The organism is Paenibacillus sp. FSL W8-0187, from assembly GCF_037969755.1.
Lineage (GTDB): Bacteria > Bacillota > Bacilli > Paenibacillales > Paenibacillaceae > Paenibacillus_AQ.
Genome location: NZ_CP150206.1, coordinates 5,065,344 through 5,079,829 on the forward strand (window position 1 = coordinate 5,065,344; position 14,486 = coordinate 5,079,829).

The 14,486-nt window shown below is 39.7% G+C and carries 8 protein-coding genes; 2 read left to right on the forward strand and 6 right to left on the reverse strand.

Annotated features, from left to right (window positions below):
* Nucleotides 1–81: 81 nt before the first annotated feature.
* Complete coding sequence (locus MKY48_RS22805) at nucleotides 82–1,917, reverse strand: sensor histidine kinase (protein WP_339291004.1); 1,836 nt, start codon at nucleotides 1,915–1,917, stop codon at nucleotides 82–84.
* Nucleotides 1,895–3,436 carry a response regulator gene (locus MKY48_RS22810; RefSeq protein WP_339291005.1) on the reverse strand — a complete coding sequence of 514 codons (1,542 nt, stop codon included), beginning with the start codon at nucleotides 3,434–3,436 and terminating at the stop codon, nucleotides 1,895–1,897. Before MKY48_RS22810 ends, MKY48_RS22805 begins: the two co-directional genes overlap by 23 nt.
* Nucleotides 3,437–3,610: 174 nt before the next feature.
* Here MKY48_RS22810 and MKY48_RS22815 point away from each other — a divergent pair, with 174 nt between their 5' ends.
* Together MKY48_RS22815 and MKY48_RS22820 are read left to right on the forward strand one after the other, a co-directional pair.
* On the forward strand, nucleotides 3,611–4,588 hold the full coding sequence (locus MKY48_RS22815) for an ABC transporter permease subunit (RefSeq protein ID WP_119847286.1): 978 nt from the start codon (nucleotides 3,611–3,613) through the stop codon (nucleotides 4,586–4,588).
* Between the two features lie 19 nt (nucleotides 4,589–4,607).
* On the forward strand, nucleotides 4,608–5,501 hold the full coding sequence (locus MKY48_RS22820; RefSeq protein WP_339291010.1) for a carbohydrate ABC transporter permease: 894 nt from the start codon (nucleotides 4,608–4,610) through the stop codon (nucleotides 5,499–5,501).
* Nucleotides 5,502–5,683: 182 nt separating this feature from the next.
* On the opposite strand, the gene MKY48_RS22825 is transcribed toward MKY48_RS22820, so the two are convergent.
* From MKY48_RS22825 to avs4, 4 genes are all read right to left on the reverse strand, one after another.
* The gene (locus MKY48_RS22825; RefSeq protein ID WP_339291012.1) at nucleotides 5,684–7,567 is read right to left on the reverse strand and encodes a hypothetical protein; all 1,884 of its coding nucleotides are present in this window, start codon (nucleotides 7,565–7,567) and stop codon (nucleotides 5,684–5,686) included.
* 57 nt (nucleotides 7,568–7,624) lie between these two features.
* Entirely contained in the window at nucleotides 7,625–8,581 is a 957-nt protein-coding gene (locus tag MKY48_RS22830) for a hypothetical protein (RefSeq protein WP_339291014.1), read from the reverse strand.
* Nucleotides 8,582–8,683: 102 nt separating this feature from the next.
* Nucleotides 8,684–9,259: a DUF6037 family protein gene (locus MKY48_RS22835; RefSeq protein WP_339291016.1), complete on the reverse strand. Its 576-nt coding sequence runs from the start codon at nucleotides 9,257–9,259 to the stop codon at nucleotides 8,684–8,686.
* Between the two features lie 213 nt (nucleotides 9,260–9,472).
* On the reverse strand, nucleotides 9,473–14,197 hold the full coding sequence (avs4, locus tag MKY48_RS22840) for an AVAST type 4 anti-phage nuclease Avs4 (protein WP_339291018.1): 4,725 nt from the start codon (nucleotides 14,195–14,197) through the stop codon (nucleotides 9,473–9,475).
* Between the last annotated feature and the right edge of the window lie 289 nt (nucleotides 14,198–14,486).

Below are 14,486 nucleotides of genomic sequence, written 5' to 3' on the forward strand. Positions count from 1 at the left end.
AATATATCTATCATTGTAAAAATCGGGAGTTCATTGATCTATAACGCAATCTTACAATCCATGATGCAAAATGTCTTTCATTCAGGGTAACGCCTGCTGCGAGTCCCGTTCGTTTGCAGGATGCCTATCGGAGATTACAGGTATCCGAATGGTCACCGCGGTTCCGATGCCGAGCCGGCTGAAGATGCTGACGCCATATTCTTCCCCGTAGGTGAGTTTGATCCGGTCATCCACATTTTTCACGCCGTAGCCCGACAGATTATCTGATTTGTTCAGCGCATGATCGAGTTGTTCCGGCGTCATCCCGATGCCGTCATCGATGACCTGGAGCAAGATGTCATCCCCCTCCTGCCTCAGCTTCACGTTAATGTTGATTCCCGATTCGTCCCCAATGGCATGATTGATGCAGTTTTCGATGAAGGGCTGCAGAATCAGCTTGATCGTCGTGTTCCCGAACAGCTGCTCATCCAGGTCGTAATGCATATGAAGCTTATCCCGGAACCGGATCTTCTGAATCGCGACATAATTCTTCACCAGGTTGATTTCCTGCTCCAGCAGAATGATGCGCTTCCCTTTATTCAGCGACACCCGGTAATACTTGGCCAAATAATTGACCATTTGATACACCTGCATAGCCCCTTCCTTAATCGCCAGGGAAGAGATGGAGGACAAGGTATTGTACAGAAAATGGGGGTTGATCTGGGCCTGGAGCGTATTCAGCTCCGACTCCTTCCTTGCGATCTCCTTCACGTATACGTCATGGATTAGGGATTGTATGGTCGAGGCCATCTTATTAAACGCAAAGGACACCTGACCGATCTCGTCATGCCCCATCGGCTTAATCGACAGCCGGAAATCCCCGCGCTCCACCTTCCGGATCTGCTGCAGCAGCACCTCGATGCGCTTGGTCATGACCTTGGTCGTAAAATAGAGCAGCAGGATGGCCATGCCAATCGCCAGCGCGGAGAACCAGATGACGTTCTTGGTCGCCTGATTCGCATTGGCCAGCAGCTCGTCGTAGGGCACGGTGATGACCGTGGACCAGCCGTTACTGAGCTTTTTATACGTAAAAAAACGCTCCTGGCCGTTAATCTTCATATCGAATGAGCCCGCATCCTGAGTCATCCGATCCTGAATTGGGAACACGTCGAACAGCTGGTTTGATTGGAGGTTCTGATCCCCCGTGCTGATCACGCCGCCAAATTCGTCGATAATATAGACGCTTTTGTTGTCGTTCTCCATTTTGATCAAGGAATAGAATTCATTCGCGTTAATGTCCATAGTCAAAATCCCGTACGGATGCTGTAAGCTGAAATAACTTAATGAACGCGCAATGGTGATATGTGCATCATTGGCCTTGAAATCCTCGGAATGGAAGTACACCGTATTGCCGGCGGCATCCAGCACCTGCCCCTCCATCGCCGTGGGCAGCTCTTCCGTATATTTGACATATTGGCCGTCCGAATAAAGGGTATGGTTCCCCGTATAAATCGAAATGCCCAGAATGTTGGCATTCAGGGTCATCAGGGACGGCAGTGTCCGGTTGATATATTGGAAAGCATCCAGATAATAGTACGCCTGCTCATAATCGGTAGACAGATAATTGCGGAGCTGCGCATCCATGTAAAGGATGTTCGACAGCTGATTGTAATACTCCAGCCGTTTCTCCACGTTGGTGTTAATCTGTGCCAGCGATCCGCCCAAGGCCGTATAGGTATGCTCCGTAATCGTGCTGCGCGTCGAAGAATACGAATAATAGATCAGCAGCGAGAACGGCAGGATGATCACGATCAGAAAGATGAAAAAGAACTTGTGCCGGAGCCGCCAGTTGGTGTATGCGCGTAAGTGCGCGAATGGGAAAGCCCCTGCCAGACGGCTCCACGGGCCGGAAGGGTTAGATGTTTTTGCGGTATTCATTCGGCGTGACTCCTTGGCTTTTTAAGAATAAGGAAATGAAGTAGGATGTGCTCTCATAACCAACCCTTTGGGCGATGTCCTGCACTTTGAGCGAATCGTCGGCCAGCAGCTCCTTGGCTTTGTTCAGCCGGATTTTCGTTAGGTAATCATGGATCGTCATGCCGGTTTTCTCCTTAAAGATGGAACGCAGGTAGTTGGGAGACAGATACACCTGATCGGACAAGCTGTTGATCGTGATGGCCTGATGATAGGTCTGGTCGATCGTCGTGCGCACCTGGTGCACCAGCCTGGCGTTTTTGTCCATGAACCGGTGTTCCAGCGTCCGAATCGCATACCCGGCGAAATCCATGATGATCGCTTCGATTTCAATCATGGTTCGGCACTGATAGATGGAATGGTAAAGCTCCGCCCGCTTGTGGCTCTCCGTGATCGGTTCGTGGATCCCCTCCAGCAGACGCTCCACCAGTCCGATGGCAAAATCGCATACTTCGGTTTTTCGGATCCTCAGCATAACCAGCCGATTGAAGTAATCCCGCAGCTTCTGCGCGGCCTGCTCGGACGCCAGCTGATGAATGTCCTCGAAATAGGCCGTCTCTTGGAAAGGAGGAATTTGCCGGCTCTCCAGTTGCCGCTGCACATCCTTGGCATAGATGACTCTCCCGTTCCCGACGTAAAACATCTCCTCCAGCATCAGCCGCGTCTCCCGGTATAACTCCTGGATGCGGGACAGCTCTTCCGGCTCCTCGTTCACGGCCGCGGTTATCGTAAAGCCCAGCGCTTCCTGCATCTGCTTCAGCAAATCCTCCCACGTAAAGCGGCTCAGATGGCTGGCGGCATCCATGAAGATGCCCAGCTCGCCTTCCCGGCAGATGATTAGATCCGCCTCCAGCTTCTTGTTCGCAAGCCACACCTCCATATGGGTCTGCAGACGCGCCATGCCATCCTCAAGGGACACCCCCGGCTGTGCAGCATGCGGAGCATCGAGGCCGAGCAGCGTAAGGGTATACGTTCTGGGCTCCGTACGGCGGGACAGCTTATGGTAGCTGGCAGCGAGGTTTCGGAATCGCTCCTCGTTCTGCTCGAACATCATCTCTCGTACGATATTGGATTTGGTCACGCGAATGGAGCGGTTCTTCATCCGCACTTCCTCGCAGCGCCGTTTCACTTTATCGATAACGCTTACAATTTCGCTCAGATCCAGCGGCTTCAATAAATAGCCGACGGCTCCCACGTTTAAGGCTGATTTCACATAATTGAATTCATCGTGTCCGGTCAGGAAAACGAACTGTATCCAGTCGAATTGCTCACTCACCCGTTTAGCCATATCGAGCCCGTTCATGACGGGCATCTGGACATCCGTCAGTACGATATCGGGCTGAATCACCTCGATCTTCTCCAGGGCATCCCTGCCGTTCAGGGCTGTTCCGGCCACATATATCCCCATCTCTTCCCAACGAATATAATCTCGGATCATCTCTAGCTCTAGCTCTTCGTCATCAACGAGAAAAATGCTATACATGCTCATACCCCCTGTGTCGGCTTTATCCCTTCATATTATAGCGATTTCGTTATTTTAACTATGGGAACAAGCAATGTAAGTTATTTTCAAGCATCTTTCGTTACATTGTCATATCGACACTCTTTTTTTCGGAGTCTTATAATTTGAGTTAACTTGAGATGCGAGGTGCCCCATATGAAACCTGCTACAACCTTACAGACGCGGAGTGACTTGAACTTAAGTCCTCATCGAAAAAGCCGCTGGGCCATGCTGAAGCAGCAGAAGTATTTATTCCTGATGATGCTGCCTGGACTGATCTGGGCCATTGTGTTTGCGTATACGCCCATGGTTGGTCTATACATGTCCTTCGTCAATTACCAGCCGACGCTCGGCGGCTTCTGGTCGACCCTGTTTTCGAGCGAGTTCGTCGGCCTGGAGTGGTTCCGTTACTTTTTCAACAACGGCGACTTCTGGATCGTCATGCGAAATACGCTGGCCTCCACGCTGATCACGCTTCTCTTCTCCTTCCCGATGCCGATCCTGATCGCCATCGCGATTAATGAGATCAAGAATGTGAAATTCAAAAAGACGGTGCAAACCGCCTCCTATCTTCCCTATTTCATATCCTGGGTTATCGCGGCCAACATCATCGTGACCCTGCTCTCCTCGGACGGCGCGATTAACGGCATTTTGAAATTCCTCCACATTACCGATGAAAGCGTTCTATTCCTTCAGAACGGCAAGTACTTCTGGTGGATCGTCGCGCTCGGCAATACGTGGAAGGATATGGGCTACAGCTCGATCATGTATTTGGCGGCCATCTCGTCCATCAACCAGGAGCTCTATGAAGCGGCCAAGGTCGACGGCGCCAACCGTTTTAAGCAGATCCGGTACATCACCCTGCCCCACCTGAAGCCAACGATTGTCATTCTGCTGATTCTGGCGCTTGGCGGCATCCTGAACGCGGGCTTCGACCAGCACTTCCTGCTCGGCAATGACCTGACGCGGGATTACTCCGACGTCCTGTCCACCTATTCGTTCCGCTATGGTATCCAGAACGGCATGTTCTCCTATGCGGCTGCCGTCGGCATGTTCAGCTCCGTAGTCGCTTTCATTATCGTGGTCATCGTCAACTATACGGCGAAGAAGCTGAACGGGCAGTCCCTATTCTAAACCATAAGGAGGTACATCCATGTTAAGCAAAAAAACCGTGCCCGAGCGTATCTTCGATGCCTCTTTATATCTGTTCCTGACCGGCATCTTTATCGTTACCTTCTATCCGTTCTGGAACATCCTGGTCATCTCCTTGAACGATGCGACCGATACGATGCGGGGCAATCTGTACTTCTGGCCGCGCGTGCCAACGATCGAGAGCTATCTGACCATCTTCCGGAACCCGGAAATCTGGAGCGCCATTAAGATTACCGTGCTTCGGACCATCGTCGGGACGGCGGCATCCATCTTCTTCATCACGCTGCTCGCCTATCCGCTCAGCAAGCGCAATCTGCTCGGATGGAAATACTTCTCCTTCTTCTTTGTGTTCACGATGTATTTCGGCGGCGGGCTCATCCCGACGTATATGATCATCAAATCCCTGGGGCTGATCGACTCCTTCTGGGTCTACATCTTCCCTGGCTTAATCGGCATGTTCCTGATGATTCTGGTGCGCACCTTCATGGAGCAGATTCCCGGCGAGATCGAGGAATCCTCCAAAATCGACGGCGCAAACGACCTGCAGACGTTCTTCCGCATCATCATGCCGCTATGCGTGCCGGTGCTCGCCACGATCGGCCTGTTCCTGGCCATCGGCCACTGGAACTCCTGGTATGACTCCTATGTGTATACCTACAAGCCGGAGCTCAAGACGCTGCAGGCCGTCTTGGTCAAAATCCTCAACCAGTTCCAGACCGCCGGCATGATGTCCGATGCCCAGCAGCTGGCGCAGGGCTCCAAGCGGATCCCGGTCTCCAGCGAAAGCATCCGGATGGCAGTGACCATGGTCGCTACGCTGCCGATCATTATGGTGTATCCTTTTGTGCAAAGATATTTTGTGAAGGGGATTATGATGGGGGCTATTAAGAGTTAGGGTTTTGTTGTGAAATGAAGAGAGCCCTTACCCGGGAGGGGTAAGGGCTTGTGATCTTTATTTCTAAAATCATTATTTGTGAGTTATCTTCTTTTGACTTTAGCTCCGATTTTTCACTTCTTGTTTTGGACATCAAATTTAGAATAATTGTTACTATCCTATAGATACGATCTCAATTGTTTCTAGAAAAACTCAATAAATTGCCCCTTATTGGCCTTATGTTTCCACTCTTTAAATATCTTGATTGCATATTCGTAGTTCCAAACTTCGTTTTTATCCTCATCAATTAATACAGCGGCATTTAAAATTAAAACAACACAGTATCTGAGCCATTCAACATATATACTAATATCGTTTTTTCCAGTAAGTGCACTATGCATTAATCCATTTCTGATACGATACAATCTGCTAACAAGCAACTGGTATTTCTCTTCCAGTTGCTTGATTGTGTTTTTTTGAAATTTGATATCAGAATTTAATTTATTTAAAAAATCAATTTTATGCTTGATAAAATCATCATCAGTATGGTTGTTAAATATTAATATGTTTTTAATAAGCAGATTAGGATCGAGTTTAGTATGGAACTCATTAAACCCACTAATATTAGCTAATTCAGTTGGAAATTTCATGACACTATCAATACCAAAAAATCTGTTTCTGAAATATGTATAGAGCCCCCTTAATTCATTTCTGAATGTCACCTGAGATAAAACACACACCAAGTCATTAAGCATCTTTGTTTTAATATTGTTAGAATTTTGCCCCACCAAATATTCTAGAGCTATCCAATAGTTAACAAATTTAACGTGGCTATCCGACTCATCTTGACCCCTGTTATACCAATAAATTACTTTCATTAAATTCTCTTTAGAATCAGAATTATTAACCATTAAAATATTATTTAATGGGCTATTTCTATTAGTTAAATCGTTCAATATTCTATCTGTTAACCCTTTAGGGTAATAGTCTACCTCAGTTAACTTTAATTTCCTATTTGTCCTTCCATTAGTTGTCACAGAATCTAAATGTTGATTGCCATTGATATGGTCATAAACCAAGTACAAATCACTAATCTTCACATTACTAATTGAGTAATTAAACTTAAGAATTTGTAATAAGTTATCAAGTTTATTCTTTGCTCGTAATAATCCTTGGTTGATACCTGAAGCATTGACTTTGACTCGTGCATGGCAATCAGTATACTCAATTTCATAATAATCTTGGTCGCTCGTCCTGATTTCACTACGATAACCATTCAATAGTTCTTGATCTTCAGGATTCATAATGTATATTTCATCTGAAAAGATTTCTTCCTTGTCTCTCCAACGCAATAAATCTTCTCTAATTGGATTGTAAAATAACACATCATCAATTTTGATTGATTTAACATATAGTTTTAAACCTATAATTTTAAAAACAAATGTATAGGTACTACTTTCATTATCAATAGGCAACCAGATAAAATCTCTAAATAACTCCTCACTTTTATCAATGACTGCACCTGACTCATGTTTAAAGGTTGATTTTGTAAGCACCTCTCTTAGTTCTTCATACTCAAACCCTCGTAGTAAGAGCTCACAAATATAGTCACTTGCAAGTGATTTAACTTTGTTATAACATTCATCTACCTTCTGAGAATTATTAATAAGGGCTGTAATCTCATGAACAAGGTCATTCAAACTATGTGAACTACTTACCTTTGCTAGTATCATCTCTACGATCCTCAACACATCAGCTTTTGTTGATAAGTATGTTTGTTCATTAGATTGCTCAAACGCTGAAAAACTACTTTTTAATTGCATAATTTCTTTAGATACTGTTTTCTTATAAAAGTAGTTAGCGTCCAAATATTTCTTGATTTCCTTTAAAAAATATGTCATTCCCCCGAGACGACGTTGCTTGTCATATTTGTGATTTACTAATTCGCTTTTTAACTCGATGATCAAACTTCTAAGATTCACAAGATAGTAATCAGAGTAAATATCAATTCCATTTGATAAAAGGTGGTGACAGTAAAACTTAAAAAAATTAATCTTGGCATATATATCTTCTCTGCTATTTTTCATAATTTATCTCCAAATCATATTATTCAAAAAGTCAAGATTTGATAAACTATAAATTTTTTATTCATTTAACAGCATACTTACGCTTAAAAATGGCTCTGACTCAATGTTAAATCTAGCAATTTTCTTTTGTAGTAAGTCAATTAGAGGGATGTTCTGAGTTAATACCATTCTTAAATCAAAACCATCCATAAGAAAAATTGATTTGTCCGGTTGTTGTTTCATTAAAGGGACTACATGTGGAGACCATCCACCGATTGAAAGAAAGAGCCCCATAGTTTGTTTGCCAGAGCGAGCAATTTTCCCGTACAATGAATCCAATTGTTTCATATCTGATAGTTGACTTGTCCATTTCATTTCCACGAGGTAATGCCATCCATCCAGTTTGAATGCTCCGTCGATTTGCTCACCACCTTCGTTACGTCGAAAACTTTGCATCAGTGCAATATCATATACATTAAAGAGCATATTCATTAATTGTTCTAACATTAAACCTCGCTTTTGAGGATTATCTTTCATCATAACAAGTTCGTCATACATCATTAACAGAAGTTTTGACTGATTATGGATTTCATGTTCCATTGCTACAGTTGCTAGCCGTCTTTCTTCATCCAATCTCTTTCGTTCCTTTTCCTTTTCTTCTCTTAGAAGTTGCTTCTCTTTTTCTTCCATTATCTCTATTACATTTAGAACTTCTCTGGCTTTCTGAACAGTAGCTCTTGCAAGCATTTCATTATCAGTTAAGTGAAATTGATTCCAGTTAGCTGCAATTTTTATAATCGAGTTGATATTGTTCATGTATTCGGGTTTCTTTTCCAGTTCCTGAACAATTATGGTCCCCATATCTCGTTTAGTGAGTGGTTTTCCATCTACATTTCGTTTTTTCATTAGACTCGCAAAGAACTTTTCGCTAATTCCAGCTGGTCTAAGTATAAGTTCGTACATTTGAGTCTTTTTGTATACTAAACATGCGATTATATCTATAATAAGCCTTTTAATATCAGTATTTGCGTGCATAAACATTACTCCTATTCGGAACTAACTCAATAATTTTAACTCTGCTAAACCATGTTAATTCTACTGCAAAAAAATTGTACCTCAATCACTATTGAGCGTTAGTTAGAAATCAAGGGTAACTTCTTGAGCTTTTGTGATATCATCAGTCCATCTGCTGCTCACATTTTTGGCATTACACCGTTTATAAGCATCATTCCCCAATAATAACCTTGACTTTTCAAGATTTTTGGGAGTGACTTTGTTACCGTTAGTTGTGTTATCTAGCCACCCCATAAAATATATTTTATCAGCTTCTTCCACATCTTTTCGATAACCCGCTATTTCATGGGGTTTGGGAGCATTCTTCCTATCAGCTTTTTGTGGAATGTTCTTATTAAACTCGCAGAAGAAATAGATGGGCTTAAATTTATTTGTGGGGTCATATTGCAAACCAAGAATTCGGCATAATTCAGAATATTTTTCGTGGGACAGGGTTGAATCAATAACAAATCCTTTTTTAACATCCACTTCAAAATAGAAGTTTTCAGCTTTCACACCAAACATTAATTTGTAAGGACTTTCATCAATAAAGAAAAATACATCGAAAGCAACGTTATTGTATCTGAAACCAAATCTATACCTCTTAAGGCTTAGTTGCCGCATATCATTGTATAAAGAAATGATTCCGTCTAGTTTCATGTTCTATCCACCTCCTCCTTGCATTTCTCACGGCAAGACAACACATTCTGTAGTGATCAAACCATTTTATTTCAATTCCTTGTTTGCATAGAAAAAACATTTGTCGCGAGGGAAAATACCAGGAAATCCATGTTGGACAAAGCTATGCGTTCGAGAAAGCCGCGGCGCTCAGAAAAGAAAAATGTGCACACAAAACAGACCTCAATTATGGTCCTATAAAATTCTCTCTCTCAACATGTAACCAACAACAGATCCTTGTTCCACAAGGAAATTTAATATTACTAGAGCTTCCTGTTTTTGTTTTTTTACTTTTCTGATATCTTCTCGTAGTATATAAATATATTTTTTAATAATAGATTCTAAATAATATACAGTGTTGGTATCTAGTTTCGAATTCCATAATACCTCATTTCTATTTAACATCTCTGAAATCCATACCACTCCTGTTATCAAATAGCCACTACCAAAACTATCTAATAGCTTGGACAGTGAGTATAAAGTAGAAGGGCAGTGGCCTATTTTTTTTGAAATTTCCTTGAAAAATCTTTTGTTTTCTTCACTAAAGGTTCGCCACTCCGTAGCTGTTTCTTTCCATGGGACTTTTGCGAATAGATAGCTTTTTATTATTTCGCCTACATACCAGGACTGTTCTCCCTCGTTAGCGAGTAAAATTACTTTTTCAAAGAAGATATCCCATACTTTCCAAAACTTATTGTTAGTATTAAACGTATCCTCAGTGATAATAAATTGATCAAACAATTCTGAGAAAATCTTTGATCTATTAAAATTTTCAATAAATGGTTTCAAATACGATGGTATATACTTTTCAGCAGAGCCTAAAACCAACTTTGAGAATTTGACCAAAAACTCATGTTTAACAGAGTAATCAATTCTATCTTCTTTTCTGTCTGATGCTAAATCAGTAGCAAATTTCGATATTATATTTTGTCCAATTTGTATATGCACAGGATTCTCAGTTCCTAAAGGAATCAACTGAAAGGCTACTAATAAGGAACTTAAATCTAATTCATAAATTGCTTCCAAATCCTTTAATGTAATTTCATTCGCTATAATTTTTTGTATATCATTTTCATAATCACGAGCCAAAGTCTCGATTACTTCATTTTCACTTAAGCGATAACTACTTGGTCGTCTTTCTTCCCAGAGTTTTTCACGAGTCGATTTATATTTGGGTATTAAAAATAGATACCCCATGAAAATAGCATTAGCATCTTCAAAACTCAAACCCCACAGATACTTTTGAATTGCATTAACGGAGAAGTCTGAAAAGTCAGCATACATACCAATACTATTTGGGTCAAAAAGTATCATCAGCAATATTAATTTTATTATGTCCTTTTCATCGGGGAATTCTTGCATTAAAATTGGCAATACTGAAATCGCAGATTCCACTCCATCTGATATCTGGTAATGGTAATTTGCTCTAAACGATGAAGTAGCTGCTTCCAGTATATTCTCTTTACAAAAATGTTTATCTTCAACAGTAAGCAGATTGCGAAAGTCCCTAATTAATACAGCTGAAACCTCTGAAGGAATTGAGCGATTCATTAGAAAGAAATCTTCATATTCATTATGTTCGTTAAGTGTTTCCATTTGAGCGAGTCGTTCAAAATCTTTAACAATTTCCCGTACTTCCTTAAGTGCAAGTTTAGGATCATCCTCATAATTAATGTACTGCTTATACTGTTCCTCATTTTTAATTCTATAGTTTGCCCAAATCTTTAACGAGGTATATTTCATCTTTTCAGAATTTTGTCTTAATGAAGTTTTACTATATTCACGAACCTCTGGTTCTAACTCAGGATTAAAGCTTATAAGAATATTCCCATCCTTTTCTTCAAAAGTAGGGCTCATCTTTCTTCGATCCATTCTTGCCAAATAAAGCTTCCACGTTTTTATTTGCTCGTCTTCAACGGACACTTCTGACAAATCCTCGTAGTATGTGTCTAGAACATCCCAAATAGCCTTTTGCCTCTGCTCTGCCTCTTCCTGATTAATGTCATTAGTTCTAAAAAATTGATAATCGCGCACAATATGTTCAAGGGTCTTGGTTCTATGCTTATCATTACAAGTCTCGATACGCTCGTCTTCATAAAACTTAGTGTTAAAATTTATTCCATATCCGATGGAGTATTGAAGTTTTGCATTTTGATCAAGTACCATTCTAGTGGTGTCATAAAAGAATAAATCCTTAGTTTTAAATAAATTGATTGCAACATTAAATGTTTTTTCGGGGTAAGCCAGCACAATACTCACTACAATTGCAGTTATCGAAGCTGATTTGGAGTTTTTTAATAAATACAAAAGCCAGCATTCTAATGTACTAGTATCAGTATTTTTTGCAACCTCAAGAAGCACCTTTTCCAAAGCCATATGAATTGATTCCAAAACATATGGTGCACCTTGTGTTCCTCTATAGATATTCCATAACCTATTACAGATATATTGTTTGTAACTTTTATCTTCAACATAAAGCTGCGTTGTTTCAACTTCATCTTGTCCTAACTCCGATTTAAAAAAGCACTCTACTGTTTTATTAGTAAAATCTAGAATAAAATTAATTGTCTGTGCGAATTTAGTTTTCAATAGCCAGTAAATTGGAGTTTGGTACGCGCTTGCAGGAAAGTAGTTACCTATTTGTTCATCAATGCAAAAATCTTCTTCAACACCTAAACTCGAATGAATTCTATCCCGTTGTTCATCTGAACGAAACCAAAATAAACCGCCTAATTTTAACACATATTCTGGTAGCGCTTTGACAATCTCAGTATTCACAAATATTTTCGTCAGTAACATTTCAATCAAATCATAGTAAATTGACCTATGATCTTTTGAATTGTTGTTTAATACCTCATCAAAAATAGCTGCTAGTTCTAATTTAATTTCTCCCGCACCATACAAGATTGTCTCTAATACTTTCCTCATTAAATCTTCGTTACGAGAAATATATATTTTTTCTTGCTTTATCCATTGAAAATATTTAAGAGCGAGTAAGCTTGAAAATCTTGTAGTTTCTCCTTCTTTGAATTTCGAGTTCCAATCATGAATAATAGGCAGAAGATAATTCGCATTTTTCAATCCAATTTCATCCATATTATTATGTACAAATTGTATGAGGCTGTTCCAACCACTACCTTTTGGTTTTGTAAAGATATAATTAATAGACAAGAGATCGATTTTCTTAGATTCCACCTGCCAAACATCATCTACTTCTTTACAAGAAATTCTTAATAAAAATGATATCCTCTGTAATAATTCTCTATTTTTACTCAAAAAGATTCTTTTAAAAGAACTAAAAAAATACTGGGAGTAATCACAAAGCAACACAGCAATCATTACTTCGTCCTTCCAATAACCGCTCAAATACTCATCTTCAATTATTTCTTCAATAAATTCTTTGACAGATGCAATCTCAAGAAAAAGCTGTTCTGATATCCAATTTCTAAAACTTCTTCGAACTGCAATCGAATCTCCAATTTTCTCAAAAAAATCCATATTGCTTTCTTTTTTAACATATTCAGCCTCTATTATTTTTTCTAAAGCCCATTCTTCATAAATATCATGAGTAATAAAGTATCCTGTAATTTCATAACCAAGTACGCCCTCTTGTACAAAGGCTTCCAAATTGATATCATGAGAATCCAAAGTTAAAAAGAATTGATTTTCATTTGCTCTTTTTAACGCAATTTTCAAGAAACACTGTTCCCTAGATGGCCTTCCTTTTTTAATTATTTTATTCCACAACAATTTTTTGAATTTTAAATATCCCACATTGCTACCTTCAGTATAGAACTTCAAATACTCACTTAAATAAAAAGGATTTGTAATTAATTCCAATAACCTGTAATCATTTGGAAGATCAAAACTATGATTTTCCGCTAAGTTACCGAGCTCATCCTGACGTAATTTACTTACATTAATTCTTGAAGGTCTTAGATTAAAATGATCAATAAAATGAATATCAAGATCTGTTAAATATTGACTTCTTGCAGTGAAAACAACATTCCATCCAGTTCGGAGTACTTCTGAAAGGAATTCTTTAAAAGGATTATGATTATTTAAATCCATTAGCTTTTCGGCAGAATCTATTACGAATATCTTTTTGCTATCACTGTTATGAACATCAATAAAATCTTTAAAATTGGCATCTCCAAATAAAAGATCAACATTGTTTACCTCAAATTCATTCGCCTTCATTATATAGAAAGGGATACTATTCCCAAGAACATTGTATAAATTTTTAACAACTGCTGTTTTCCCAACTCCTCCTTCTCCACCTAATATTATTATTGAATTCCTCTCCAAATCAGTATTCAAGTTTAGTAAAAGCTCTCTTCTATCCAACTCTATTTTGTACTCATTGAAAGTAATTGATGTTTGAACTTCCAATAATAAGGATTCTGTATGCCTTCTCATATCAATTATCGAATCCATAATGTTCTTTTTTAAGCCGAAGAAGTACTGAGAAATTAATTTATTCTCTATTATCACAAAAGGCGATTCAAAATAACTAGCGGTTCTCCACTCTATTTGAATCTTGAGTTTGTCAGCTTCTTTCTCAACTGCAAGTTTTGCCTCAGAGTCATTTTGAAGTCTCCCTTGTCCCCATTCTTGGTTTGTAAAAAAAATAATTTTTGTTAAGTTGGGATAGTTACCTTTGCTTTTTTTCAACATCTCCATCAGATCAATTTTATGTCCCGATAATGTAGTCTCATAGAATTTGGCCTGCCATCCGACTACTTCATTTTCATGAGTTACAGGATTGGTTTCAATACCAGATTGATTCTTGTAACGAAAAGTACCTAAAGGCAATCCAAATTCAATACAAAAGAGTAAATAACAGAACCATTCAAAATAACTTTGTGGATTATCACTAAACTTGGCTTTAAATATATTCCAATCTGGCTTAGTTATCACAAAATCGCCTCCAAAAAATGCGGTGTCATTCACCCATGAAATAATGACACTTAATCAGAACGAACTATACATTTAATAAAAAATTCGACTTTTTCCTTCATTTCCCTTCTTCTTGATTGGTGGATTCAGGACTATTAATCTACAAAAAACTCGCAATCTCGAGAGAAAGAACCTCTATCCAAGAACCTGACCATTTCAATTATTAGCAAACAACAATGCGCTGTCTTTAAGATGCATTGGTTACATTCAACTTAAATTTCCTTTCGTATGATAATGCGAACTTTTAATC